Genomic DNA, 26,683 nt, shown 5'->3' on the forward strand with positions numbered 1-26,683 from the left:
TTTTTAATCTACCTAAAGCTTAAATATCATGACAAAATTCGAATTCAATCACCTCGTTAATCATCACTCCGTATCGCTTAGATCTTACGCTTTAAATTTTACAAAAGACGCAGAAGACGCAAATGATCTGGTTCAGGATACGATGTTGAAGGCAATTACTTATTACAATAAGTTTAAGGAAGGTACGAATTTGAAAGGTTGGTTGTTTACCATCATGAAAAATACGTTCATTAACAACTATCGCCGTTTAGTAAAAACAAATACTTTAATTACGCAGAGCGAAGATATTTCTTCGGCTAACCTTTCATACAGTGCAACTAAAAACCAGGCAGAAAGTAAATTTGTGCTGGGCGATATCGATAAAGCATTATCGCAATTACCGGAAGAATATTATGTACCCTTTATCCGTTATTTTGAAGGTTATAAATACCACGAAATTGCCGATATGCTAGAAATTCCAATCGGAACTGTTAAAACACGTATTCACGTAGCACGTGGTATACTTAAAAAATACCTTAAAACTTACTCGAAAGAAATTGCCAGTACCGAAATGGCTTAAGATACATCAATTGGAAAAACCAGGGGCTCAGATTTTATCTGGGCCTTTTTGTTATCACTCCCAAAGCGAAACGTCATTTCGGGCGTAGTCGGGAACCACGTTAGTGCTCAGCGAAGCTAAATCTGTCTCGAGATAGATTTCTCCGTTCCGCTATGCTGCAGTCGAAATGACGACCCTTTTATTTAATTATCGGTTGTAGCCAACTAATATAAGGTATTCCCAAAATCTCCTAAAAAGCAAAAGGCCCGGAAAATCCAGGCCTTTTTGCTTATCATATATTTGGTTAGTTGATTCTTATTTTTTCTTTCAACAATTTGCCTTCTCTCTAATTTCGAAACAAATGCAAACCTCGAACAATAATGCGTTTTAAAGGTTTTTTGCAGTGTTTTTGTTTTGTGGTTATAAAGATAAGGGAAATTTTAAATTTGTCAAGCTTTTTTTAACTTTTTTATTATTTCTTTTGCTACCACTTGTCCTGAGATGATTGCAGGGGGCACACCGGGTCCCGGAACGGTTAATTGTCCGGCATATAAAAAATTTGTTACATTACTTTTCATTTTCGGCTTAAGGAAAGCGGTCTGTTTCAAAGTGTTTGCTAATCCATACGCATTTCCTTTAAAGGCATTGTAGTCTGCCACGAAATCATCCATGGCGTAACTGCGTTTAAACAAAATACTGTTACTGATGTCGTTTCCGGTTAAATCTTTAAAGCGTTTAACCAATAAATTAAAGTATGCTTCCCTTTTGCTTTCGTTATCTTTTAAACCAGGGGCTATCGGAATTAAAAAGAAAAGATTTTCGCAGCCCTCGGGGGCCACACCCGGATCGGTAACCGAAGGACAGCAGGCATAGAATAAGGGTTTGGATGGCCACTGTGGCTCCGTGTAGATTTCTTCTGCGTGCTGATCAAAAGGCTCATCAAAAAATAAATTATGATGAAGGATATGGTCCAGTTTTTTATTCAGTCCGATGTAAAACAGCAGACATGATGGAGCCATGGTTCGTTCATCCCAGTATTTTTCATCATACCTGCGATAGGTTTTCTCAAACAGTTGCTGTTCTATATGATGGTAATCGGCATTGCCCACCACAAAATCACTTTTAAAGTTGCCCTTGTTTGTAATCACCTGCTCGGCAATATTGTTCTTAACTTCAATTTTGCTTACTGTGGTATCGAAGCTAAACTTTACCCCCGCATCGGTTGCTATTTGCTGCATGGCGGCAACAATCTGGTGCATACCGCCCATAGGATACCAGGTGCCCAAAACCAGATCGGCATAGTTCATTAAGCTATAAAGTGCCGGGGTGTTTTGGGGAGTGGCACCCAAAAACAAAACAGGGAATTCAAGCAGTTTCCTAAGCTTATCGTTTTTAAAGAGCCGGTGAACATGTTTACGCATATCGCCCAATAGCTGCAGTTTAATTCCACTAATGGCTAAGCGTGGATCGAAATACTCCATTACACTATGCGACGGCTTAAAAACGTACTCGTTCATGCCCACCTCATATTTATATTTAGCCTGATTTAGAAACGATTGGAGGTTTTTGCTGCTGCCGGGTTCGAGTTGTTCAAATAGCTGGTATAAATCATCCAATGTTGCCGGTACATCGACAGTATCGTTTTTGCCAAAATAAATGCGGTAGGAGGGACTTAACCTTTTAAGTTCATAGAAATCGGCGGTTGTTTTTTTAAAAAGCTGATAGAAATTTTTGAAAACATCGGGCATCCAGTACCAGCTGGGGCCCATGTCGAAAAGAAAACCATCTTTTTCCCAGGTACGGGCCCTGCCACCTGCCATTTCATTTTTTTCGATAACGGTAACCTCACAGCCTGCTTTTGCCAAAAGGGCGGCGGCAGCTAAACCTGCAAAGCCGGCACCAATTACAGTAACCCTGGTTTTTTTGTCCATGGTGTAAATAAAAGCAATTTTGGGGATTTTGTTTTCAGTAATTAGCAGGAGGTGTCAACATTATTTAGTGATTGAATAAATTACCATAAAGGAATTAAGAAAATTAAGTAGGATTCGACTAGAGGCTTAATACCCTTGATTTCTTAATGATAGAAAGATAATTGCATGCCAGACAAACTCTTAATAGATTTCTTACCTTTGCCCAGCTCATGGTTAAATTACGCATTTTATTATTCATTCTGTTTTCGGGTATTGGCATGGCACAGGCCCAGTTGTCGCCTAAAGAAATTGCACTGTTAAAGGCCAATATGGTTAAGGCCATTGAAAGTTCGAAACTTACCGATTCTTTATTCAAATCACTAGATAAGCTGTCCAATAAAACGGCGCTTATTACCGGCTATACTGGTACTTTAGAAGCCCTAAAAGCCAAGCATTCGTGGAATCCGTACAACAAAATCAAGTTTGTAAGCCGTTCGCTTAAAACCATGAAAAAAGCCATCGAAATGGATAAGGAAGATATGGAAATCAGGTTTATGCGGTTTTCAATCGAGTTTTATACTCCCTCATTTTTGGGTTTTAGTAAAGATCTGGCTGAAGACAAGAAGGAAATTGTTAAACATTATCAAAATGGAAACTTCGGACTGGCAGATAAGGAATTGGTACGTAATGTAGCCAAATTTATGATCGACAGTAAAAGATGTACCGATACGGAAATTAAAATTTTTAAGAAACACCTCTAAATGAACTACACCTACCTGCTCATTAACATCGCTGTAATTTTTTTTCCACTCGTTTTATCGTTCGATAAAAAGGTGCATTTTTTTAGTAAATGGAGGTTTGTATTTCCGGCGATCCTGCTCACAGGGCTTTTGTTTCTGATCTGGGATATGCTTTTTACCAAACTCAATGTCTGGTCGTTTAACCCCGACTATGTTATCGGTATCAATCTTTACGGGCTGCCTTTAGAAGAAATTCTCTTCTTTTTAACCGTTCCTTATGCCTGTATTTTTATTTATGAGTGTTTGAATGTGTACTTCCCTAAAAACGAATTGCAGAAATACAGCCTGGCCTTAAGTAATTTAATTCTTGGGCTTTGCATTGCCATTTTATTTTTTAGTTATTCGAGGTGGTACACCCTCATTAATTTTGGCTTCCTGCTGGTAGTGCTTGGTTATGTAGAATATGTAAATGTAAGGCTCAGGTTTATGTACCGGTTTTTCAGGGCTTATCTGGTTTCGCTTATCCCGTTTTATATCGTTAACGGATTTTTAACCGCCATTCCGGTGGTGATGTACAACGATAAGGAAAACCTTGGCTTTAGGGTTGGCACCATCCCTTTCGAAGATCACTTTTATTTAATGGGCCTGCTGCTGCTGAATATTTATTTTTACGAAAAATATAAGGATAGGGCTGAAAGTAAAAGCTTATTAATTGAAAATTCAAAACAGGTATAGCCCCGTTTTACATTTCAGGTTATATTTTGCCGTACAGGCAGAGGGTATTAACAGGGGTTTCTGCCCGATGCTAACCCTAAAAATGAAATGCTTATTGTGCCACTTAGCCCCGGTTGGAGCGGTACCCTGCTGCAACGAGTACGAGGCAGCGAAGCGTATAAGCGGAAAACGGGAAGTAACCAGCTGTTTTGCACAGGTTTTGCGCTTCGAAAAAATGTCAATACCTCATTTAACCATTAAGCACTTTTTAATTACCTTCATTGCAAATTAATTGAATGGATTTACCAGTTTATACCAAACAGCAGTTGGCTTTACGGAACGGAGAAGATAAACCGCAGATTTGGGTAGCCTACAAGGGGTTTATTTACGACATGACTGAAAGTAAGCTTTGGCGTAACGGTAAACATTATGAGCACTGGGCTGGTCAGGATTTAACCGATGAGCTGGCCGATGCACCACATACAGAAGCTGTTTTTGAAAAATTTACTCCTGTAGCTATACTGGCTAAACCAAATTGATTTTAGTTAAAGTAGCCTGCTTTAACTCTTTAAATTCTGAGGGTCTTTTACCTACCATTTTATAAAAAGTATTGCTAAACGATGAGATGCTGTTGTAACCTACTTCGTAAGCAATTTCGCTGATGGTTAAGTCGGTTTCGAGCAGTTTTTCCATTGCTTTTATCATTCTGGCCAATTTAAGGTATTGGAAAAAAGAAGTATCCATGGCTGACTGGAAAAGGCGCGAAAGCGTACGCTCGCTAAAGCCGGTAGCTTTACCTACACTTTCTAAACCCAGCTGATCGCTTGAAAGGTTATCGATAACAAATTTCAGTACGGGCCTTAAACGCTGGTTTTCGGTAGTTGGCAGGGCAATGGGCAAAGGATGCTCGCTTACCACCGGCAGAATGTTTTTTAGGGTATTCAGAAAATCGTATTCTTTACTGTTGGGATTGATGTTGCCGTTCCAGCGCTCAGAAAATAAAAACATTTCGAGCAAAAGGTTATTTACAGGGTAAATCCCGATTTGTTGATAAAAGGGGTTTTCGTGATCGGTTGTGGTATCGAAATAAATATTCCGTACTACTGCGGCCTGATAGCGGTGTTGTAAATGGTGCTCTACGCCTGCCGGAATCCACACGTAGTGCCGGGCCGGAAGGAAATAAGATTTCTCTTTGGTGTATAAAAATATAATGCCACCTTCTACATAGGTTAACTGCCCCTTCAAATGTGCATGGTCTTGAAATCGGTCTTCAAACCTGCTGTGCCAAACATACATGGTTTCTGGTTTTTCGTCGATTGCAAATAAAAGGTCTTCGTTGCTAACTTTTATCATTTGGCTGGTTTAAACAAATATCTGTCGGTTTAGATAAAACAAAGTAACAAATCTGTATCGAAATTTGCATCATTAATTAACGGATATGAGTTTTAGAAAATATAAAAACCGGTTTAGATGGTATGTGTACATGATTTTGTTGCCTGTTTTTGTTCAGGCACAAGAGGTTGCCACACCAAATAATTTAAACATTAACCAGGTTTGGGCACTGGCCGATAGCAACAGTAAAAAAATACAGGTAAAGCATTTAGGTGCCGAGGCGGCCGATGCCCATGTTAAAGTAAGCCAGGCCGAGCGTTTACCTGAGATAGCTGCTGAAGGGATTTATGCCCACGTTTTTCCGTTGCCCATTTACGAAAACGGCCTGTTTCATACACCGGCGCAGTTTCCGGTAGTGCCTACTTACTATAAAGCCGGTGCCGATGCTTACTTTAACATCTATAACGGAGGTAAAACCAATACTGAAATTAGTGCATCGAAAGTAGAAAGTGAGCTGAGTCATATTCACAGCAGCCAAAATAAGCAGGAGATCCATTACATTGCCGCGGTATATTTTTACGATGTTTTCCGTAATATTTCTTATCGCGTTTTATTGGAACAGGATATCAGGGACCGCGAAAAGCAACTGGCAGAAATTAACCAATTGTATAAAAACGGCACCATATTAAAAAGTGATGTGCTGCGGGCCGAGCTGCGTTTATCTAAACAACGCATGTTGCTAACTGAGATCGAAAACAGCATTAAAATTGCCAAACAAAAATTGAACATCCTGATTGGTCGACCCGACGATGCTCCTTTAAACCCACAAATAGCAGCTGGCGAAACGGATGCTATTGCCCTGAAACAGGTAGACGAATATTTTAACGATGCCAAAAGCTCGGCTTTCAAAATACGGATTTCGGAAAAAGAACAGGCTTTGGCGCAGTTAAAGCTGAGAAATATCAAATCTAATGTCATGCCATCGCTGGGTTTCTTTGGCGAGTATGCTTTTGCCTATCCGCAAATCCAATTTTATCCTTATGCCCTTTCGCTTTACAGTACAGGCATGGTGGGCTTAAAGCTGAAAATCCCGATTTCATCGTGGTATACCAACCAGCATAAAGTTAAAGAAGCGCAAATAAAGCTGCACCAGCAGGAAGTAGAAGACGAGGATGTAAAAGATAATATCCGCCAGGAAGTGCAGGAGAATTACATTCGTTATAAAGAGTCAGTACAGCGTATTGCCGTGGCCGAAGAGAACATTAAACAGGCTACAGAAAGTTACCGCATTGTGCAGAACACCTATTTCAATCAGCTATCGCTACTTACCGATCTGCTCGATGCCGAAACCCAGTTGTTGCAATCGCGCTTTGAACTAACCACCGCAAAGGTAAATGCCAAAATACAATACTATCAATTACAAAAAGCCATAGGAAATTTATAACATGAACACACAAAAACAAAGTAAGGCCGATAAAATAATTAGCAGGATAACCACCATCATAGCGCTGATTGTACTGGTAGTATTGCTGGTTTGGGGTGGTAAAACACTGCTGAGATATATGCGCTACGAAGAAACCAACGATGCGCAGGTTGATGAATACATTAATCCGGTTACGGCCAGGGTTAGCGGTTACATTCAAGCCGTAAAGTTTGAAGAAAACCAGGAGGTGAAAAAAGGCGATACCCTTGTGCTGATTGATGATGATGATTACGCTGTGCAGCAAGATGAGGCATCGGCTTCGTTGCTGAATGCACAGGCACAGGTATCGGTACAGCAAAGTAATATTAAAACGGCCCAAAGTAATGCCGCGGTAATGCAGGCTAAAATTGCTGCCGCCAAAGCCAAGCTGTGGAAACAGCAAACTGAATATAACCGTTATCAAAAACTGTTCGATGCCGAGTCTGCAACACGCCAGCAGCTTGAAACGGTTGAAAGTTTATTGCAGGTAGCGCAGGCAGAGTACCTGGCTGCAAAAGAGGATTATGCGGCGGCAGTTTCTAAAACAAACGATATAAAAGCACAAAGTGAAGTGCTGTCATCCGAAATAGAAAGGAGGGCTGCGGTGGTGAAAAGAAATAAGCTCAATACTTCGTATACCGTTATTGTAGCACCCTATGATGGTAAAATGGGCAGACGAACCATACAGGAAGGCCAGTTGGTGCAAACCGGACAAACCATAGCTTATATTGTTGATCGGAGTGCGGGTAAATGGGTGGTGGCGAATTTTAAAGAAACCCAGATTGCCAAAATGTATGTTGGCGAACAGGTAAACATAGAGGTGGATGCTTTTCCGGATCAATCTTTTGCAGGAGAAATCGAGTCGCTATCCGGGGCTACCGGATCGAGGTTTTCTTTATTGCCTCCCGATAATTCAACCGGAAACTTTGTTAAGATTGCACAACGCATACCTGTGCGCATCCGCATCAATAAACAGGATAAAGGCATTGATTTGTTAAGTGCAGGAATGAGCGCGAGTGTAAAGGTTAAAAGGGCTCAGGGTCATGACTAATACCAAACCCATATTTAAAGCAGGGGTACCCGAATGGCTGGTTATTAGCAGCGTTTTTGCGGTGCTCATATCGTCGGTGTTGCTTTTTGCATTATCAACTGCCGATGGAACGGCTGCCGCTGGTTATTATGGTGCTACTGCCGCTGATGTGCAATTTTCTTTGCTGATGTTTTATGCCGCCGTAGCCAGCTTTGCAGTTGTAGAACGCCGTTTTTTTGCCCGTGTTGTAACTAAAGATTACCTTTTAATCTGTATTGTTTTGGAAATACTGATTACTTATTGTTGTTACCACACGCGCGAAATAGGTCTGATTTTCGCCCTGCGTTTTTTGCAAGGTATTGTGAATTGTGGTTTAACCAGTATTGCGCTCAACCTGCTGTTTAACCGCTTAAAATCAGAACATGCCAAAGAAACCGGTTACACCATTTTTTATGGGATGATTCTTTGTGTTTCGCCACTTACAGCTTTGTTTTCAGTGCCGATAGTAGAAAACTATGAGTATAATGTAGTGTACAAAGCCATGATATTTTGTTTTTTGCCCAGCGCTGCATTGCTTTTTAGTGTATTAAACCGGGTGCACATTTTACCTAAAAGCCATTTGTATAAAATAGATTGGCTCAGTTTTGTGCTTTTTGCCACCATGCTGGTGCTAATCGCTTATGTATTGATATATGGGCAGCAGTACGACTGGCTGGAGGATAGTACCATCGTTACAGCCATACTGGCAATTTTATTGTTGTTTGCGGTTTCGATTGCCAGGCAGCGCACGTTGAAAAGGCCAGCGGTTGATCTGGCCATATTTAAATCAAGGAATTTTGCCATTGGGATTGTTTTTCTGGTTATCCTGTATCTAATTCGCGGTGCATTTGGTTTAACTTCTTCTTATTTTATCAGTGTTTTGGGGATGGATTCGTTGCATGCCAACGAGATCATGATCTTTAATATTGCCGGTGTAGTAGCCGGATCGCTTATTGCTATTCGTTTCCTCATCCGGCAAAAACATCTGCGCCTTTTATGGGTAAGTGGATTTGCATGTTTGTTCGTGTTTTTCTTATGGATGGGGCAGTTGTTTTCGAGCGAAGCAGGCACCGCTAATTTTTACCTGCCTTTGTTTTTACAAGGATTGGGAGCGGGGATGGTGATGTCGCCCATTGTGATGTTTATCATGTCGTCAGTTCCCGATCGAATGAGCCAGTCGGCGGCTTCGGTGGGTGTTTTTGTTCGTTTCTCTACCTTCTGTTTAAGCCTGGCTTTTATTAATTTTTTTCAGTTGTATTTTAAGGGGAAACATAATGATGATTTGAGGGCTAGTCTTTCTGTACTGGATTTTAATCTGCCCGAACGGTTAAAAGGCTATCAGTCTGCTCTAGCAAACAGGGGCATGTTGAGAGATGAAGCTTCGAAAGTGGCGGTTGGCCTGTTGAATAAAGCAGTGCAAAAGCAAACCTTTTTACAGTTCTGTGTAAGCTATTACGATTTAATTGCGATACTCTGCTTATTTACCATTTTGCTAATCGCGTTGCAACCCGTAATTAGTCGCACGGTAATTAATTTAAGGAATAAACAACCTGCTGCCGCAGGGTTTTAGGGCAGTTGGCAGTTTACAGTTGACAATTTTCAGTTTGCTATTTACAGTTTGCAGATTCTGGAAGGGTTTTCTGCTGCAAGCAGATGGAGGGGAGGTGTCGTACTGAGCCTGTCGAACAGGTTTTCTAATTCCTTCGGCAGGCTCATAGAAGGATCGTCATTTCGATTGGAACCAGCCGGTTTTTCACCAGTGGTGGAACGGAGAAATCTATAGAGACAGATTTAGCTCCGCTGAGCACTTCTTGGTTCTCGACTATGTTGCACTCCGCTCGAAATGACGACCCCGGAGGGTCTGTTATTAATATTGATTTTTATCCAATAAATTAACCCTCCTGATGACAACTTAATTTTTATTGCTCTATAGTAAAGGCACTCAGGTTTACAAACTGCTGAATACGTGCTGCAACTTCTTCTTCAGTTAAATTTAACAATCTTTCTGTTCCGAATTTCTCTACGCAGAAAGAAGCCAGGGCTGAGCCATAAATAATAGCGTTTTTCATATTGTTAAAGTTAATGGTACCCACTTTAGCTAAGTATCCGATAAAACCACCTGCAAAAGTATCACCGGCACCAGTTGGATCGAACACTTCTGCTAAAGGCAATGCCGGAGCAGAGAAAATCTGATCTTCGTGGAACAACAAAGCGCCATGCTCACCTTTTTTAATGATTAAGTATTTCGGACCCATCGCAAGAATTTTCTCTGCTGCTTTAACCAGTGAGTATTCGCCTGATAACTGACGGGCTTCGGCATCATTAATGGTTAAAACATCAACCAATTTAATGGTTTCCAGTAAGTCATCCATCATAATGTCCATCCAGAAATTCATGGTATCCATTACAATTAATTTCGGACGGTTTTTAAGGCGTTTAATTACTGTTTGTTGTACCTGAGGTGTAAGGTTACCCAACATCAGGTATTCGCAGTCCTGATAACTTTCCGGAATAATCGGATCGAAGTTTTCCAATACATTTAATTCGGTAATTAAAGTATCGCGGCTGTTCATGTCGTTGTGGTATTTGCCCGACCAGAAAAAAGATTTTTCACCTGCTTTTATTTGTAAACCTTCGGTGTCGATACCATGTTTGGTAAAGGTATCAATGTCCGATTGAGGGAAATCATCGCCTACTACTGCAACAATTTTTGCTTTATTATAAAAGTAAGATGCTGCTAAACTGGCGTAAGTTGCTGCTCCACCAACAATTTTGTCTGTTTTTCCGAAAGGTGTTTCAATAGCATCAAAAGCTACAGTACCTATGATTATCAGGCTCATATCTATGTATTAAATTTTTTTTAATTTTTTTTCACTGCAAATATTGCATAAATAATTTAAAAGCCCTAATATTGCATTCCCAAAACGAACAAGCAGATATTCGCTGCAAAGCTTAAAGAAATTTGTTTTTTTGGATAGCCGGATTCCTTCTTAGCTCAGCCGGTTAGAGCATCTGACTGTTAATCAGAGGGTCGCTGGTTCGAGCCCAGCAGAAGGAGCGAAACCCACAATGAAAATTGTGGGTTTTTTGCGTTTAAGGCTATAATTTTCCTCTGCGTAGATGAGAAGTGCTCAATAAAAGTGGTCATCAGAAAGGCATGGCGAATGTTGTGGTTTTAAAACTTCACGTATCGTGAAATATCAGGGCTTCCTCAGCCAAGTCGGGCATTACGATAATTATTACTTAACATGCTTTAGTGCTAATAAACAAATTTTACAGTAGTGCTTGCTTTTTATTCAGGGGCAAAGGAATGGGAATCAATTGCTTGCCTGTAATTGATGTCGTATTTTGTATTGATATATTTGGATAAGACAATTATTCAGCAAATTGTATATTTGGTGGAGGCTTGATTGGATTCTGGTTCGCTTTCCTCACAAATTTTGTCTATCCATATATGAAATTAATTAAAGCAGTTTGTTTTATTGTGCAGTTTTGGCTGCTTATGAATAGCGTAAATGCTCAGGGAACACAAAAAAATCCAAAACAGAAGTACAAACTGCTGAAAAAGCAGTAACAGAAGGGGTGGGAGTTGCAGGTATTGCAGGGGTAAACTGGGCCGATGGCCGGGATAATTTTGTTGATGGCTGGGTAATCCCTTCTGGATTGACGGCAAGTGATAATTATTCAACGGTATCGGCTAAGGCCAATACTATATTAACCGGATTTCAGAATAACATGTCTGGGGTTAATACTGTAAGGCTTCCTATTAATCCTTCTAGTGTACTGGAATCGTGGTGGGGGGCTTATACCGGTGCCATCGATAGGGCAATTAGTAAAAATATAAAAGTAATTCTTGCCTATTGGGAAGGTGCATCTTCACGTAATGGTACCATTGATAATACCACACAGTTTTGGAATATGTGGCAGGTTGTTGTTAATAAATACGGCAGCAATGGCAATGTATATTTCGAACCGATGAACGAACCGCATGGTTATTCGTTATCGGCATTAACTAGTATTTATGCCGAATGGCTTTCGCGTTACCCGAGTGTGGCCCGTGGCAGAATTATTTTGGGCGGAACCGGTTATTCGGATAATGTAACCGGGGTTGGAGCTGATGGCCGTTTCTCTAGCTGTTTATTATCTCTGCATAATTATGCTTTTTGGGCAACCAGATCTCAATCGGCATGGGAATCGGATTGGAGAAGCCGCTTTGTTAACTATGCAAGCCGTACATTGGTTACTGAATATGGTGCCGCAATGACAACTGGAAAAAATTATACAGGAGCGGTTGGCAGTGACAATGAAATTGCTTACATCGTTGGTTCTACCAATGTCTTCAGAAATAGTCGTGTAGCCAGCATTTACTGGCCAGGTTTAAGAGATGATGATGCTTATAGTATCCAAAGACGAGGCGGTAGCGGTACTAATATTACCTTGAGTACCACCAATGCATCTGGAGTAAGTCGCATCAGATACGGCTGGGGTCTATAAATAACACATAATTGATGAGAGGTTAATAGAAAACCAGTCACAAGGTTTTTTTATTCGAAATAGGTTGTTCATTAATCGGGCAACCTATTTTGCGTTTTAAGGGTTAATAAAACAGACCTTATTTAAGCCAACAAATATGGCCATTTTCATTTGCAATAACTGGTAGCTGATCTCTTGATTTTTGAATTCCAACTATTATGATTTTTGTATTTCTACTCTTACTGGTTTTAGATTAAATTGTAATCCTTGTGCAAAACGCCAGATAGCAAAGGTTTACCGGCGTTTATTCTGCGAAAATCTTCATTTGTTTAGTTTGTAATTTATTGTTTATTAGCTTGTTGTGGTTTGTAAGTATATGTGAGTATTTATAAATTTTAGTATGTTTTTTCTTAAATATTTCTTTGTGCTGTGAAATAAAACGATTTATTTCCCAATGGCGTCCCCATTGTAAACATTCCATATGTAGCGAATTGTTAATTGATACAGTTTAGCCCTGCTGTGTAATGTTGTAACTACGAGAATTGAAATTTTTAACGATTAGATCTGAGATCTGTCATGCTCAAAATAACAACGTATAACAAATGAAAAAACGCTTACTCCTTGGTTTAGGTCTGTCATTAAGTTTCTATAGTGCGCTAGCTCAGCAAAAAGTAACAGACGGTACTTCAACAGACAAAAAACTGCCTAACAAAGATGCCATATTAGAGCTTGAAAGTTCGAATAAAGGTTTACTTCATACCAGAGTTGCTTTAAAAATTACTACTGATGCATTTCCACTATCAGCACACATCGCTGGTATGATGGTTTACAATACAGCTACCAGCAATGATGTTATTCCCGGAATTTATTATAACGATGGTACAAAATGGAATTTGGTTAAAGGATCAAAAGGCGATTCAGGTTCCATTTTGGTCGAGTCTCAGCCCGAAAAAGATGGTGTGCCTGGGAAACCAGGAGAGCCGGGTGGGCCTGGAGTGGGCGTTACCATTGTAATCAACCGCAGTGGTACCTGGGTGTATAACCCTGCTACCAATACCTGGACAAACATTAAAGGACCAAAAGGTGATAAGGGCGATAAAGGCGATGCAGGAGTAGTCGGCGTTCAGGGCATGCCGGGTACGAGTGGAACACCGGGTACTCCGGGTTCTGGCACTGCCGGTGCACCAGGAGCAGGTGTTACCATTGTAACCAACGACAGCGGTACCTGGGTTTACAATCCAACAACAAATACCTGGACCAATATCAACGGACCAAAAGGTGATAAGGGAGATAAAGGTGATGCAGGTGTAGTCGGCGTTCAGGGTATGCCTGGTACGAGTGGAACACCGGGTACTCCGGGTTCTGGCACAGCGGGTGCACCAGGAGCAGGTGTTACCATTGTAACCAACGACAGCGGTACCTGGGTTTATAATCCAACAACAAACACCTGGACCAATATTAATGGTCCAAAAGGAGATAAGGGCGATGCAGGTGTAGTAGGTGTTCAGGGTATGGCTGGCGCGAGCGGAACTCCGGGAACCCCGGGTTCTGGCACAGCGGGTGCACCAGGAGCAGGTGTTACCATTGTAACCAACGACAGTGGTACCTGGGTTTATAATCCAACAACAAACACCTGGACCAATATTAATGGTCCAAAAGGAGATAAGGGCGATGCAGGTGTAGTAGGTGTTCAGGGTATGCCTGGCACGAGCGGAACTCCGGGAACCCCGGGTTCTGGTACTGCCGGTGCGCCTGGTGCGGGTGTTACCATTGTAACCAACGATAGTGGTACCTGGGTTTATAATCCAACAACAAACACCTGGACCAATATTAATGGTCCAAAAGGAGATAAGGGCGATGCAGGTGTAGTAGGTGTTCAGGGTATGCCGGGCACGAGCGGAACACCGGGTACTCCGGGTTCCGGTTCTGTAGGTGCACCTGGTGCGGGTGTTACCATTGTAACCAACGATAGCGGTACCTGGGTTTATAATCCAACCACAAATACCTGGACCAATATTAACGGACCAAAAGGCGATAAGGGCGATGCAGGAGTAGTAGGCGTTCAGGGTATGCCTGGTACGAGTGGAACACCGGGTACTCCGGGTTCTGGCACTGCCGGTGCACCAGGAGCAGGTGTTACCATTGTAACCAACGACAGCGGTACCTGGGTTTATAATCCAACCACAAATACCTGGACCAATATTAACGGACCAAAAGGCGATAAGGGCGATGCAGGAGTAGTAGGCGTTCAGGGTATGCCTGGTATGAGCGGAGCTCCCGGTATCCCGGGTTCCGGTTCTGCAGGTGCGCCTGGTGCGGGTGTTACGATTGTAACCAACGACAGCGGTACTTGGGTTTATAATCCAACAACAAACACCTGGACCAATATTAATGGTCCAAAAGGTGACAAAGGAGATGCTGGTGCCGACGGTAAATCAGTAACCCTAACCAACAATACCGATGGCACAACAACCATTACCGATGGATCAGGCGGAACGGTGACAATTAAAAACGGTAAGGATGGTACTAACGGCACAAATGGTGCCGACGGTAAATCAGTAACCTTAACCAACAATACCGATGGTACAACCACCATTACTGATGGATCGGGCGGAACGGTGACAATTAAAAATGGTAAGGATGGTACTAACGGCACAAATGGTGTTGATGGTAAATCTGTAACCTTAACGAACAATACTGATGGTACAACCACCATTACCGATGGATCAGGAGGAACAGTAACAATTAAAAATGGTAAAGACGGAGTTGATGGGGCAGCTGGTCCGCAAGGCCCTGCAGGAGCCACTGGTGCTCAGGGTTTAAAAGGTGATAAGGGAGATACGGGAGACATTGGAGCGGCTGGTGCTACCGGTGCAACGGGAGCAATTGGTCCGCAAGGCCCTGCAGGAGCCACAGGTGCTCAGGGGTTAAAAGGTGATAAGGGAGATACGGGAGACATTGGAGCGGCTGGTGCTACCGGTGCAACGGGAGCAATTGGTCCGCAAGGCCCTGCAGGAGCCACTGGTGCTCAGGGGTTAAAAGGTGATAAGGGAGATGTTGGGGCGACGGGTGCTGTAGGTGCTACCGGTGCAACAGGAGCAATTGGTCCGCAAGGCCCTGTAGGAGCCACTGGTGCGCAAGGTTTGAAAGGTGATAAAGGAGATGTTGGGGTGACGGGTGCTACCGGTGCAACGGGAGCAATTGGCCCGCAAGGCCCTGTAGGAGCAACTGGTGCGCAAGGTTTGAAAGGTGATAAAGGAGATGTTGGGGCGACGGGTGCTGTAGGTGCTACCGGTGCAACGGGAGCAATTGGTCCGCAAGGCCCTGCAGGAGCTACTGGTGCGCAAGGTTTAAAAGGTGATAAGGGAGATACTGGAGCGGCTGGCGCTGTAGGTGCTACCGGTGCAACTGGTGCAATTGGTCCGCAAGGCCCTGTAGGAGCCACTGGTGCGCAAGGTTTGAAAGGTGATAAAGGAGATGTTGGGGCGACGGGTGCTGTAGGTGCTACCGGTGCAACGGGAGCAATCGGTCCGCAGGGCCCAGTAGGAGCCACCGGTGCTCAGGGTTTAAAAGGTGATAAGGGAGATGTTGGAGCGACGGGTGCTGTAGGTGCTACTGGCGCTACAGGTGCAGCGGGTCCACAAGGCCCGGTTGGTCCGCAAGGAGGTATCGGTTTAATTGCTAACGGTTTAAATACCACCGTTTCCGGTACAGGAGTAACTGGCGATCCATATAAGATTAATACGCCAAATACAACTTTAACACAAAATACAGGTACAGGCGATATTACCTACACCAATGAAGCCGGTACTGCTTCAACTGCGAAATTAAAAAGTGCAAATACCCCTAATATATTAAAAATAGGAACCGATGGCGGTTTGTTATTGGTGCCAACCGATGTGCTGTCGGCTACAAATGCCAATAACGGTTTAACCGTAACCAGTGGTGTTGTTCAATTGGGTGGTGCATTGATTAAACCAACGGTGATTACTACCGATGCAACTAACACCCTGGCCATCAGCGGTACACAAACAGGTAACAGTACTTATGTGTATAATGGAAGCTATACTTCAACTGCAGATCGTATTGTGGTTGCAGATCCGACTTCAGGCGTACTAAAACAAGTTAAAGCAGCGATGCCGAAGTTCTTCTATGCACCATCTGTGGTGGTACGTACGCATGATGCTGCGGGTGTTGTTTTATCCGGAACACAAACCTTAAATATCTATACTTTTTATACGCAACAGTTTGGATTTACAGCAGCAGCAGGTCAGGCCAGAAGTAATAGTGCCTCGGTACTACCCACATTAGCGGCCAGCGATCTCGATTATTTTATTACCTACTTCGATACAAATGTTTTCAATACCGTTACCATTTCTGCTGCAGGGATAATCAGTTATACGGTAAAATCGACCGCTGTACCCACAGAAGCTACATTTATGAATATTGTGTTTAAGGTTAAAGATTAACAGGCTATCCGAAAGAAGATGAACAATATATTCAGTAAAATTTATCGTTCCTGGTGCGGTCAGTTTAATCGCACCAGGAGTTGGAGCAAGATCCTGGTAATGGCAGTGGGAAGTATCTTATTAAGCATCCCTTCTGCCCGTGCACAGTTATTTGGCGATTTTCCATACAACCAAAGTTTTTTAAGCACTACGCAACCTGCCGAGGTTACCAAACCCACCGGATCGGGAACAAATGCAGCAACCTTTACCAGCACTGGTTTACAATTAACACCGGCTGCACTCAGTCAGTTTGGTGCCGTTTTTATTAACGATAAACAGTTTAATACCTCTGTCGGGATTAAAATTTCTTTTGAATATGCCATTTACGGTGGTACAGGAGCAGACGGGCTGTTGCTTTTTTTATATGATGCTGCAGTAGGGAGTCCGGTTATTGGTGCCAAAGGCCGGGGAATGGGTTATGCCTATGTGAGGGCCAGAGATGCCTATAGTACCGAACGGAATGACGGTTTAACGGGTGCCTATCTGGGTATCGCTTTTGATGCTTTTGGAAATTCCAAAAACAGGGTATTTCAGGGAGATGCACGTTTAAATGGAGTTACAACCGTTACGGATGCAAACCCGGTATGGAATAATGCAGCCAGCCATGTAACCTTGCGGGGAGCCAGAGGTAAATTTATCAGCAATAATGGCCTGGAGCTTGGTCGTACGGGCTATCCGGTTTTGAGAACGCAAAGTACGCTTTCTCCACTCGCAGCCACCAATGGCGGGGCGGTTATCAATGCAACAGGTACTTATAGTTTCGTGGGTGGAATAGCTGATAATTTTAATTTAAGGTCTGGTGCTTATACTACAGATCCGGCTGATCCCAATTATCGCAAAGCATTTATTGAACTCTTTCCCAATGCGCTGGGTGGTTTCAATGTAACGGTTAAAATTCAGCATCAGAGTACAGTTACCACAGTAATTGATAACTACTGGTATCGTGCAGATCCCAATTTCAGCTATACCGAAAATGCCAATCCGGTTACTACCGATTACAATACCAGCGATACCCGGGGAACCAGCACCATTCAAACTTTAGATAGCAGGGTACCAGCCATGTTCAGAATTGGTTTTGCAGCCACAACCGGTGGTTTTACCGATATCCATAAAATATGGAAGTTAAATGTAGTACTCCCTTATGCTGCAGAGGCTGCGGATGATCAGGCCAGTACCTGTAAAGTAACGCCGGTAGTGATCGATCCTTATGCAAACGATGTGGCTTACACCGGGCCTACTACCGGTACGCCAACGGCTTCTAATGCCAATATCGATTTTAATGCTTTTCAATTTCTTAATGCCGATGAAACACCGGCTGCAACTCCATACACTGTTACTACTACGCAGGGAACTTTTACTTATAGCACCAGTACGGGTAAGGTAACTTTTGTGCCTGTGGCTGGTTTCGTGGGCACAGCGGCTATAGCCTACAAAATTAAGGGTAAAAACAATGGTACCAATCAGCCTTATGGCGATGAGGGCTTTAGGTCGGGAGTAGCTACTATTTATGTCGCAGTTAAAAAATGTCAGGTCATTACCAATCCGATGTTGCCTTCGGGTAACGAGTAACTGCCGAAGCGATAATTCATTCAACATGAAAATAAAAACCTTACAAATATTAATTATTATACTCCTGCTTTTGCTGGGCTATCAGATCGAAACCCGGGCGCAGACAGGATCGGGGAGTAGTACTGCTGATAATTCAACTGTTCACATTGCTGCCGGAACAACCGAAATGCGTTTTTCAGAAAACAGTTATTTTGGCCCAAACGCCAACTGGACTATCGATGGGACACTGGCCATTTATAGCAAAAATGTATGGATTGCTCCTGGTGCAAAATTTAGCGGAACAGGCAAAATCATCATTTATAATCCCGGAGATAACCCTTACTATAGCGATATGGCTGCAGGGCCAACACAAATAGACGGGAACAATGGCGATTTTATCAACCTGATTGTCGAACACCGTAACACCGATAATATCAGGCTGGCCAATGTGGATGATCCGGGCTATAATACCCAAAATCCGGCTGGTGCAGATGCTGCAGCATTAAACATTGGTGGTACCTTGGATATGGCTGCTAACGGGGCCGATATCATTCTCAATGGGAATAATTTAGCCTTTAACGCAGCAGGTAAAATTAGCAATTACAGTTTATCGCGCATGGTGGTTACAGAGAATAGTCTTAACGGGCACATGATTAAAGACCTCAGTGCCAATACCTCTTTTGTGTTTCCAATCGGTATTGCAGAAGGCGATTATACCCCGGCTACTTTAACTCCTAAAAATGCAGCAAGGATATTTGCCAGCGTTCAGGATAGTCGGCCAGAAAATGGCCTTACAAGCATTGATAAAATACGGGGAATGGATAGGGTATGGAATTTATACGCTGCTGTTCCGGTAAGTGCAACCATTACGCTACAGCACAACTCAGTTACCAATGGTGCAGAATTTAACGATGCAAAAGCGTCAATTACGCAATACTTAGGCCAGGGCAAATGGGATCAGGTAAGTAGTACAAATCCTTCACCGGGTGTGCATACACGTAATAACGTGGGCATGGTAAATGATATGCTGGCCAACGGGGCTTATTTCACCAAACTTTCATTCAAGGGCAGTGATTTGATGATCCCTAACCTATTTACCCCAAATGGCGATGGGAATAACGATACATTCGAAATCCGCGGACTCGGGCTTTTTGGAGAAAACGATCTCGTTATCGTAAACCGCTGGGGTAATGAAGTGTATAAATCCAATAGCTACCAAAACAACTGGACTGGTGAAGGCCTAAACGAGGGAACATATTATTACGTGTTGCGGGTGAAAGAAAATTCAACTGCGCCATGGCAGGTTTATAAAGGGTACATCACCTTAATAAGAGCATTTAAAAGATAAGCGGTAGCCGGTTGAATGTGGCGTGGCGCATTCAAGATCAATTCATATCCTACCAAAAACCTACGCAAGCAAATGATCATGATAAAAAAAATATTCACCATAGCTGGCTTAATTTTCCTCTCCAAATTTTCTTTTGGTCAGCAGGATGCACAGTTTAGCCAATACATGTTTAACGGTATTTATATTAATCCGGCCTATGCTGGCTACCGTGAGCAGCTCAATGTGCATGCTTTTTACCGCAACCAGTGGACAGAAATAACAGGAGCGCCCAAAACCATGTCGGTAGCGTTAGATGCTATTGCCAATAACGGCAATGTAGGTTTGGCCCTCCAGCTCTCCAGCGATAGGTTAGGGGCGCAGCGCAACCAGTCGGTTTATGCCAATTATGCCTACCGTATTCGTTTAAATGCAGATGGCACTTCCAGGCTGGCGCTTGGTTTAGGTGTTGGGGCAGTTCAATTGGGTATTGATGGGGCAATGCTAAATCCAAACGATTTTGAAGTTTACCAGCCCACAGGCATGGAAAGCACCATTGTTCCCGATGCGAGGGCAGGTGTTTACTTTGCCAACGATAAATTTTACGCAGGCATAAGTGCCGATAACCTGGTTTCTCAGTACATCGATATCGATCGCTATGCTTTTATCCCGCAACCTAAACCACACTACTACCTTACCGCTGGGATGTTAGTCCCGCTGGCGCAGGATGTGCTGTTAAAACCGTCCTTTTTGTTGAAAGACGATCGTGGCGGGCCAACCAGTATTGATTTAAATGCCTTTGTGATTTTAAACGAAAAGTTCTGGCTGGGGGCCTCGTACCGTTCGGGAATAAAACTCTATGATAAAAGCTACCTGCAAAAAGACCTGAGCAACATGAACTCGGCTGTTGCAGCAGTACAGTTTTTCCCGACAGAAAATTTGAGAATAGGTTATGCTTACGATTTTTCGCTCGGTGCGCTACAGCAATATAGCGGTGGAACACACGAAATATCGATCAGCTACTTCTTCAATAAAAAGAACATGAGGATGTTAACCCCAAGATTTTTCTAAGCCATGGTTCATTCATCAATACCAAATATGACCACCACAAGTATGACAAGATTTTTATCTGTTTCTATCATAACTATATTTTTCTTGCTTTTAAATACAGGTGCAAAAGCCCAATATGTGCTAAACGCTGCCGATGCCCAGTTTGAGCTTTTCAATTACAGCAAGGCCATAGATCTTTACGAGCAGGCCTACCAAAAAAAGCAAACAAAATATGCTGCCGAGAGGCTGTACCAATGTTATTCGCTGGTTAACGATTATAAGCAAGCCGAAAGCTGGAGCGCTATTGTGGCCGGTATGCCAGAAGCAAAACCCGAAAATATACTGGCTTATGCCATAGCCTTGCAGCAAAATAGTAAATACAGCGAAGCTAAACAGCAGTTTCAAAAATATGGATCATTAAATAAAAACCTCAACCCCGCCGAATTAAACCGCTGGTTATTCAGCTGCGATTCTGCTTTGTACTGGATGAAAAATCCTAAAGAAGTTGTAATTACAAATGCAGGCAAACTCAATACGCCTCAATCAGACTGGGGATTAACGGCCTATAACAGTAGTGTTGCATTTGCTTCAGATCGCGGAACTATTGCTCCCCTTCAAACAGGTTCAAATCGGCCTTTCTTAAAGTTTGATGGTGCCAGGCAGCCCGATAAGACCATTTACGGCTGGACCGGAAATCATTATTTAAGGCTTTATATGCAAAACGGACAGGATGATAGTGTGCGTGTTTTCCCGATTCAAACTCATACAAATTACCACACGGGGCCGGCGAGTTTTACCAAATCAGGTAGGGAAATGTATTTTACGCTAACTAAAATTCCGCCGAAACCGATTTTTGTAAAAGGAAAACTGGCTACTGTTAATGTAGAAATATACTCCAGTAAATTGGATGAGCAAGGAAACTGGACAAATCCCCTTCCTTTTAGCTACAATAAAGTAGACGAATATTCGGTTGGCGATCCTTTTATCAGCGCCGATGGTAATACCTTGTATTTTAGTTCGACAATGCCTGGTGGCGCCGGAGGAGCAGATATTTATGTTTGCCAGCGAAGTGCAGATGGTAACTGGAGTGTTCCTGTTAATTTGAAGGCGCTTAATACCCCGGGCAATGAGCGCACCCCGGTATTGGGTGATGATCAGTTTTTTTATTTTAGTAGTGATGGTCGCATAGGAATGGGTGGATTGGATATTTACAGCGCGAAAATGCAACAGATGCAATTCAGCGACATTAAAAACCTGGGCTACCCCATTAACTCACCGCAAGACGATTTTGCCTACGTAAAAACGTCAGCATTGAACGGATATCTCAGTTCAAACCGTGTAGGTGGACAAGGGAACGATGATATTTACAGTTTCGCAGCACAACAGCTACTGGCGTTCAAACTCACCGGAATAGTTTTCGACAAGCACAACAATCTTCCCTTAAGCGATGCGATAGTTACCTTAAATAAAGTACAAGGGCAGAGTTTGAAAGTGCAGACCGATCATACCGGCGCATTTAAGTTCAATTTAGAGCAATTGTCAGATTATCAGCTCACAGGCGAGAAAACGGCATATCGAAATGATCTGGCTCAACTGAGTACCAAAGGTCTTACGACCAGTACAGTGATAGAACACAACCTGTATTTAGAAAAAGCAGAGCTGGATAAAGCCATCAGGCTCGAGAATATTTACTATGATTTCGATAAATCCAATATCCGGCCAGATGCCGCCATTGAGTTAAATAAATTGGTTAAGATAATGAAAGATAATCCAACCATCTGGATCGAATTGGGCTCGCATACCGATAGCCGTGGTAACGATCAGTATAATCAATGGTTATCGCAAAGCAGGGCCAATGCAGCTGTGCAATGCATTATTGATCAGGGAATTGATAAAAATCGGATTACCGCTAAAGGCTATGGCGAAACCATGCTCCTTAATAAATGCGCCAATGGTGTAAAATGTACGGAGGCAGAGCATCAGTTAAACAGAAGAACCGAATTTAAGATTGTAAAACTATAAAACGCTGTTGTGCGGCAAGGTGCTTTTGGTTGGGGATGACTTGAAAGCCCTTGTTAGCATAGCTGCGTTTTTATGGCTGGTTGCGGGCATCTGCTTCCGCTCTGAAAAAATACCCTAAAAAAATTAAACTTTCTGCGTTTACAGCCGTCCAAATTGTACACACAGCATAAAGCTTGATTTATTATTTACTTAAAAATTTAGGTTATGAAAAAGATTGTAAATGCATTGCTCTTATTGGTTATGGTTGTAAATTTTAGTGCCTGCGTGGTGCATACCCGTGGGCCCAGAGGAGAGTGGGTGCGCGGGCACTATGTAATCGGTCCTCATGGCGGCCGTTATTGGGTGCATGGCCATTACCGTTAACAAAGGGCATAAGGACTGAATGATTGAGTTTTGGAGGAAAAAATGGTTCGCTGTTCAATCATTCAAAAATCAATCATTTTCTTATTTGCCTTAACTTCTTAATGTTAAAAAATAACTTCATCATTGAGGAATTAAGGACATTAAGTGTTTTGTCTATGTTCCAATTACATTCAATCATTCAAAATTCAATCATTTTCTTATTTGCCTTAACTTCTTAATGGGAAAAAGTAATTCATCATTAAAGAATTAAGGACATTAAGTGTTTATGGTTATATTCCAATTACATTCAATCATTCAAAATTCAATCATTTTTTATTTGCCTTAACTTCTTAATGGAAAAAAGTAATTCATCATTAAGGAATTAAGGACATTAAGTATTTAGGGTTATATTCCAAATGCATTCAATCATTCAAAATTCAATCAATCCCTCCCTCAAAACTCATGTTTAAAAAACGTTTACGTAACGATTGTGATTTTTGAATAAGATTACAGGAATAAAATAATACATTAGCAGCATCAATCTTATTTAATATATGCAGGAAGAAATTCTTTTACAGATAAGCGGAAAAATTAAAGAACGTCGTAAAGAACTTGGCATTACCGTGCAGGAACTTGCCGATAAGGCATCGGTAAGCAAGGGACTTATTTCACAGATCGAAAATAGCCGTACCATACCATCGTTAATGGTGCTAATGGATATCATTAAAAGCCTGCAGATTGATTTGAACAGCTTTTTTAAGGATATCAATTTCCATAAAAAGGATGCACCTGTTCTGGTGAAGCGAAAAGACCAGTATCAGCAATTTGAAAAAGAGCAGGCCATGGGTTTTAACTATTCGCGTATCCTCACCAAAAACATTAAATTTTCTACTGCTGATTTTGTGTTGCTCGAGCTGGAGGTAAATGCACACCGCCCGATGGTTAAAACTGAAGCTTTCGAATTTAAGTACATGATTGAAGGTAAGGTAGAATACCAGTTCTCTAAAAAGAAAATTATACTCGAAAAAGGAGATTCGATGCTTTTCGATGGTAGACTCTCCCATACACCCGTTAATATTGGCGATGGAAAGGCATTAATGCTCGTTATTTATTTTTTTGAGTAACAAAATGATAAACAATGTTTATTAATACTTAACAAATTTTTACCTTCATGTTTATAAACACAAAAATAAACAAATGAACATGAAGAAAATTTTATCAGCTGCACTATTACTGCTGTGTATGTGCCTTTCAGTAATGGGGCAATCAAAAAAAGTTAAACACGTTGTTTTAATAGGCTGTGATGGTTTTGGTGCGTATGCATTACAGGAAGCCAAAATGCCAAATCTTAAAGCGTTAATGAGCAGCGGCTCCTGGACCGATAAGGCCCGTTGCGTATTGCCATCTTCGAGTGCCGTAAACTGGGCTTCGTTATTAATGGGAGCCGGACCAACCGAGCATGGTTATACCGAATGGGACAGTAAAGTGCCCGAAATCCCTTCAGCAACCAAAACACCCTATGGTATATTTCCTACCATATTCAGCGTAATCAGAGATCAGAAAAAAGAAGCTAAAACTGCTGTAGTTTACAGTTGGGGAGGTATTGGCTATCTTTTCGAAAAAGAGGCCGTTAATATTGTGGTTAACGGAAATGATAAAGACGATTTTTGTACCGACACTGCCGCGACGATTATCAAAAAAGAAAAACCTTATTTTACCTTTTTGCATTTAGATGAGCCTGACCATACCGGGCATGCCATTGGGCACCGTACGCCCGAATATTACAAACAACTGGAGCTGGTAGACCAACGCATCGGTAAAATTGTACAGGCCGTTAAAGATGCCGGGATAGCAGACGAAACCATCATATTGGTTACTGCCGATCATGGAGGTAAAGGTAAGGGACATGGGGGCAAATCGCTTGATGAGGTTCAGATTCCGTGGATTATTGCCGGCCCAGGTGTGCGCAAAAACCACGAACTTAAAGATGTAATTATTACCTACGATACCGCTGCTACTTTAGCCTGGATTATGGGATTAAAGCAGCCGCAAAGCTGGCGCGGGAAACCAGTGCAGGAGGCATTTATAAAATAACACTTGCTTCGGCCGGTGTAAACTTAACAATTTGATAACTTAACTTTTGTTTACAAATAATAAACTATGTTTACTATTGCGATGTTAAATAAAAGAGTTTATGGCTATCAGGTTAAAAGCGTTAAACAAAACATGCGCAATCGTTAAAAAAAGGTATTATGCCGGTAATAAATTTCAGCAGGCTCAAATTAATAAGCTCGGCAGTTAAAATGAGCCTGCTGCATGTTGCCCGCAAAAAAGCACTTAACTGGCCCTATTGGTTAATTACTGTGCTTGGTGGTATTGCTGCTTTTGGCTGCTATACCAGTATGTATGCTTTCAGGAAAGCCTTTGCCTCGGCCACTTTCGAGCATCAGGAGTTTCTGCATGTCGATTATAAAGTATGGCTGGTGGTTGCGCAAATGGTGGGTTATACGCTCAGCAAGTTTTATGGCATCCGCTTTATCTCCGAATCGGGTAAAAATAACCGGGCGCGGAGTATTATCCTGCTTATAGTTTTTTCATGGCTGGCCTTACTCGGCTTTGCATGCGTGCCTGCCCCTTACAATATTGTTTTCCTGCTGCTTAATGGTTTCCCTCTGGGGATGATCTGGGGTTTGGTATTTAGCTATTTGGAAGGTCGCAAAACCACCGAATTTATGGGGGCATTAATGTCTATCAGTTTAATCTTTGCTTCGGGCTTTGTTAAAACGGTGGCGCGCACGCTAATGTCGGTGGTTGGGGTAAGCGATAACTGGATGCCTTTTCTCACCGGACTTGTTTTTCTGTTGCCGCTCTTCTTCTTTGTTTTTTGCCTGGAAGTAATGCCTCCACCATCAAAGGAAGATAAGCAATTGCGTACCGAACGTGTACCCATGAATGCCAAACAGCGCACTAAATTTATTGCTGCTTTTTTACCGGGCATTGTGCTCACCATTATTATTTATGTGCTGCTTACCTGTATCCGCGATATGCGCGATAATTTTGAAGTAGAGATCTGGAACGGCTTAGGTATTCACGATAACCACATTTATACCCGAATCGATACGCTGATTTCGGTAGTGGTACTGGTGATGATCGGATTGTTGATCCTGATTAAAGATAACCTCAAAGCCTTTACCGTTATCCACATCATGATTATAGCAGGCTGTTTGCTAATTGGCTTTAGTACATTCCTTTTTGATAGGGGCTATGTAGGGCCGGTTAGTTGGATGGCGCTTTTAGGTATGGGGCTTTACATGGCCTATATTCCTTATAACGCCATTTTCTTTGAGCGTATGATTGCCAATTTCCATTACAAGAGCAACATTGGCTTCATTATGTATGTGGCCGATTCTATTGGTTATGTAGGCAGTTTCTCGGTGTTAATGCTGCACGAATTTGGTGAAACCAATGTAAGCTGGATGCATTTCTTTAAACAGTGTTTAATTACCGTACCACTTATTGGCGGTGTGTGCAGTGTGCTTTCGCTCATTTATTTCAGGCGAAAAACCCTGCTGACGAATAAAAAACAACAGCCCCTGCCGGCTAAACAGGTGTGGAGCAGTATTTCAGAATAACGATTAATATAAATTTGTG

Annotated in this window: 20 protein-coding genes and 1 tRNA gene; 18 read left to right on the forward strand and 3 right to left on the reverse strand. The window is 42.2% G+C overall.

Translation table 11 applies throughout. The features are described 5' to 3' along the window. The first annotated feature begins 28 nt into the window (after nt 1-28). Nucleotides 29-559 carry an RNA polymerase sigma factor gene (locus HWV58_RS04930; RefSeq protein WP_025142035.1) on the forward strand — a complete coding sequence of 177 codons (531 nt, stop codon included), beginning with the start codon at nt 29-31 and terminating at the stop codon, nt 557-559. A 428-nt stretch (nt 560-987) separates the two neighbouring features. On the opposite strand, the gene HWV58_RS04935 is transcribed toward HWV58_RS04930, so the two are convergent. Beyond that, nucleotides 988-2,469: a phytoene desaturase family protein gene (locus HWV58_RS04935; protein WP_175633016.1), complete on the reverse strand. Its 1,482-nt coding sequence runs from the start codon at nt 2,467-2,469 to the stop codon at nt 988-990. Between the two features lie 209 nt (nt 2,470-2,678). Here HWV58_RS04935 and HWV58_RS04940 point away from each other — a divergent pair, with 209 nt between their 5' ends. The 3 genes from HWV58_RS04940 to HWV58_RS04950 all read left to right on the forward strand — a co-directional run bounded on the left by HWV58_RS04940 (nt 2,679) and on the right by HWV58_RS04950 (nt 4,441). Further along, a complete protein-coding gene (locus HWV58_RS04940) occupies nt 2,679-3,209 on the forward strand; it encodes a hypothetical protein (RefSeq protein WP_175633017.1) in 531 nt (176 codons plus the stop codon). After that, entirely contained in the window at nt 3,210-3,923 is a 714-nt protein-coding gene (locus HWV58_RS04945; RefSeq protein WP_175633018.1) for a lycopene cyclase domain-containing protein, read from the forward strand. A 275-nt stretch (nt 3,924-4,198) separates the two neighbouring features. Further along, nucleotides 4,199-4,441 (forward strand): cytochrome b5 domain-containing protein, encoded by a 243-nt coding sequence (locus tag HWV58_RS04950; protein WP_175633019.1) that lies wholly within the window; start codon nt 4,199-4,201, stop codon nt 4,439-4,441. Here the strand turns inward: HWV58_RS04950 and HWV58_RS04955 are convergent. After that, entirely contained in the window at nt 4,428-5,255 is an 828-nt protein-coding gene (locus HWV58_RS04955; protein WP_175633020.1) for a helix-turn-helix domain-containing protein, read from the reverse strand. The two genes, HWV58_RS04950 and HWV58_RS04955, sit on opposite strands and share 14 nt — an antisense overlap. An 85-nt stretch (nt 5,256-5,340) precedes the next feature. Between HWV58_RS04955 and HWV58_RS04960 the strand changes: the two genes are divergently transcribed. Genes HWV58_RS04960 through HWV58_RS04970 form a run of 3 tightly spaced genes read left to right on the forward strand, consistent with a single transcriptional unit; the run spans nt 5,341 to nt 9,335 of the window. Then, on the forward strand, nt 5,341-6,678 hold the full coding sequence (locus HWV58_RS04960; RefSeq protein WP_175633021.1) for a TolC family protein: 1,338 nt from the start codon (nt 5,341-5,343) through the stop codon (nt 6,676-6,678). A gap of 1 nt (nt 6,679) precedes the next feature. Beyond that, nucleotides 6,680-7,747 (forward strand): HlyD family secretion protein, encoded by a 1,068-nt coding sequence (locus HWV58_RS04965; protein ID WP_175633022.1) that lies wholly within the window; start codon nt 6,680-6,682, stop codon nt 7,745-7,747. Next, entirely contained in the window at nt 7,740-9,335 is a 1,596-nt protein-coding gene (locus tag HWV58_RS04970) for an MFS transporter (protein WP_175633023.1), read from the forward strand. The genes HWV58_RS04965 and HWV58_RS04970 overlap by 8 nt, the downstream gene beginning before the upstream one ends. 349 nt (nt 9,336-9,684) lie before the next feature. Here HWV58_RS04970 and HWV58_RS04975 read toward each other — a convergent pair whose 3' ends face one another. Further along, the gene (locus HWV58_RS04975) at nt 9,685-10,605 is read right to left on the reverse strand and encodes a PfkB family carbohydrate kinase (protein WP_175633024.1); all 921 of its coding nucleotides are present in this window, start codon (nt 10,603-10,605) and stop codon (nt 9,685-9,687) included. A gap of 144 nt (nt 10,606-10,749) precedes the next feature. Between HWV58_RS04975 and HWV58_RS04980 the strand changes: the two genes are divergently transcribed. The 11 genes from HWV58_RS04980 (at nt 10,750) to HWV58_RS05030 (ending at nt 26,664) form a co-directional block, all read left to right on the forward strand. Further along, a tRNA-Asn gene (locus HWV58_RS04980) sits at nt 10,750-10,823 on the forward strand. A gap of 524 nt (nt 10,824-11,347) precedes the next feature. Then, nucleotides 11,348-12,259, forward strand: a complete 912-nt coding sequence (locus HWV58_RS04985; protein WP_175633025.1) for a cellulase family glycosylhydrolase — start codon at nt 11,348-11,350, stop codon at nt 12,257-12,259. Nucleotides 12,260-12,840: 581 nt separating this feature from the next. After that, nucleotides 12,841-16,707 (forward strand): collagen-like protein, encoded by a 3,867-nt coding sequence (locus HWV58_RS24260; protein ID WP_217706948.1) that lies wholly within the window; start codon nt 12,841-12,843, stop codon nt 16,705-16,707. An 18-nt stretch (nt 16,708-16,725) separates the two neighbouring features. Next, complete coding sequence (locus tag HWV58_RS04995; RefSeq protein WP_175633026.1) at nt 16,726-18,315, forward strand: L-type lectin family protein; 1,590 nt, start codon at nt 16,726-16,728, stop codon at nt 18,313-18,315. 25 nt (nt 18,316-18,340) lie between these two features. After that, nucleotides 18,341-19,642 carry a gliding motility-associated C-terminal domain-containing protein gene (locus tag HWV58_RS05000; RefSeq protein ID WP_217706949.1) on the forward strand — a complete coding sequence of 434 codons (1,302 nt, stop codon included), beginning with the start codon at nt 18,341-18,343 and terminating at the stop codon, nt 19,640-19,642. A gap of 78 nt (nt 19,643-19,720) precedes the next feature. Further along, nucleotides 19,721-20,689 carry a PorP/SprF family type IX secretion system membrane protein gene (locus tag HWV58_RS05005; RefSeq protein WP_175633028.1) on the forward strand — a complete coding sequence of 323 codons (969 nt, stop codon included), beginning with the start codon at nt 19,721-19,723 and terminating at the stop codon, nt 20,687-20,689. Between the two features lie 42 nt (nt 20,690-20,731). Beyond that, a complete protein-coding gene (locus tag HWV58_RS05010) occupies nt 20,732-22,690 on the forward strand; it encodes an OmpA family protein (RefSeq protein WP_175633029.1) in 1,959 nt (652 codons plus the stop codon). A 204-nt stretch (nt 22,691-22,894) separates the two neighbouring features. Beyond that, complete coding sequence (locus HWV58_RS05015; protein WP_158674122.1) at nt 22,895-23,053, forward strand: hypothetical protein; 159 nt, start codon at nt 22,895-22,897, stop codon at nt 23,051-23,053. A gap of 533 nt (nt 23,054-23,586) precedes the next feature. Then, nucleotides 23,587-24,156, forward strand: coding sequence for a helix-turn-helix domain-containing protein (locus HWV58_RS05020; protein WP_175633030.1), 570 nt, complete (start codon nt 23,587-23,589; stop codon nt 24,154-24,156). 79 nt (nt 24,157-24,235) lie between these two features. Further along, nucleotides 24,236-25,126 (forward strand): alkaline phosphatase, encoded by an 891-nt coding sequence (locus tag HWV58_RS05025; protein WP_175633031.1) that lies wholly within the window; start codon nt 24,236-24,238, stop codon nt 25,124-25,126. A gap of 158 nt (nt 25,127-25,284) precedes the next feature. Beyond that, nucleotides 25,285-26,664 (forward strand): DUF5690 family protein, encoded by a 1,380-nt coding sequence (locus HWV58_RS05030; RefSeq protein WP_175633032.1) that lies wholly within the window; start codon nt 25,285-25,287, stop codon nt 26,662-26,664. Nucleotides 26,665-26,683 lie beyond the last annotated feature (19 nt).

It is taken from the genome of Pedobacter ghigonis (assembly GCF_903166585.1).
Taxonomy (GTDB): domain Bacteria; phylum Bacteroidota; class Bacteroidia; order Sphingobacteriales; family Sphingobacteriaceae; genus Pedobacter; species Pedobacter ghigonis.

What these genes read in the sequence shown, in the direction of transcription:
- HWV58_RS04930 (WP_025142035.1), top strand. Translation starts at nt 29, where the DNA reads ATGACAAAATTCGAATTCAATCACCTCGTTAATCATCACTCCGTATCG.
- HWV58_RS04935 (WP_175633016.1), bottom strand. Translation starts at nt 2,469, where the DNA reads ATGGACAAAAAAACCAGGGTTACTGTAATTGGTGCCGGCTTTGCAGGT.
- HWV58_RS04940 (WP_175633017.1), top strand. Translation starts at nt 2,679, where the DNA reads ATGGTTAAATTACGCATTTTATTATTCATTCTGTTTTCGGGTATTGGC.
- HWV58_RS04945 (WP_175633018.1), top strand. Translation starts at nt 3,210, where the DNA reads ATGAACTACACCTACCTGCTCATTAACATCGCTGTAATTTTTTTTCCA.
- HWV58_RS04950 (WP_175633019.1), top strand. Translation starts at nt 4,199, where the DNA reads ATGGATTTACCAGTTTATACCAAACAGCAGTTGGCTTTACGGAACGGA.
- HWV58_RS04955 (WP_175633020.1), bottom strand. Translation starts at nt 5,255, where the DNA reads ATGATAAAAGTTAGCAACGAAGACCTTTTATTTGCAATCGACGAAAAA.
- HWV58_RS04960 (WP_175633021.1), top strand. Translation starts at nt 5,341, where the DNA reads ATGAGTTTTAGAAAATATAAAAACCGGTTTAGATGGTATGTGTACATG.
- HWV58_RS04965 (WP_175633022.1), top strand. Translation starts at nt 6,680, where the DNA reads ATGAACACACAAAAACAAAGTAAGGCCGATAAAATAATTAGCAGGATA.
- HWV58_RS04970 (WP_175633023.1), top strand. Translation starts at nt 7,740, where the DNA reads ATGACTAATACCAAACCCATATTTAAAGCAGGGGTACCCGAATGGCTG.
- HWV58_RS04975 (WP_175633024.1), bottom strand. Translation starts at nt 10,605, where the DNA reads ATGAGCCTGATAATCATAGGTACTGTAGCTTTTGATGCTATTGAAACA.
- HWV58_RS24260 (WP_217706948.1), top strand. Translation starts at nt 12,841, where the DNA reads ATGAAAAAACGCTTACTCCTTGGTTTAGGTCTGTCATTAAGTTTCTAT.
- HWV58_RS04995 (WP_175633026.1), top strand. Translation starts at nt 16,726, where the DNA reads ATGAACAATATATTCAGTAAAATTTATCGTTCCTGGTGCGGTCAGTTT.
- HWV58_RS05000 (WP_217706949.1), top strand. Translation starts at nt 18,341, where the DNA reads ATGAAAATAAAAACCTTACAAATATTAATTATTATACTCCTGCTTTTG.
- HWV58_RS05005 (WP_175633028.1), top strand. Translation starts at nt 19,721, where the DNA reads ATGATAAAAAAAATATTCACCATAGCTGGCTTAATTTTCCTCTCCAAA.
- HWV58_RS05010 (WP_175633029.1), top strand. Translation starts at nt 20,732, where the DNA reads ATGACAAGATTTTTATCTGTTTCTATCATAACTATATTTTTCTTGCTT.
- HWV58_RS05015 (WP_158674122.1), top strand. Translation starts at nt 22,895, where the DNA reads ATGAAAAAGATTGTAAATGCATTGCTCTTATTGGTTATGGTTGTAAAT.
- HWV58_RS05020 (WP_175633030.1), top strand. Translation starts at nt 23,587, where the DNA reads ATGCAGGAAGAAATTCTTTTACAGATAAGCGGAAAAATTAAAGAACGT.
- HWV58_RS05025 (WP_175633031.1), top strand. Translation starts at nt 24,236, where the DNA reads ATGAAGAAAATTTTATCAGCTGCACTATTACTGCTGTGTATGTGCCTT.
- HWV58_RS05030 (WP_175633032.1), top strand. Translation starts at nt 25,285, where the DNA reads ATGCCGGTAATAAATTTCAGCAGGCTCAAATTAATAAGCTCGGCAGTT.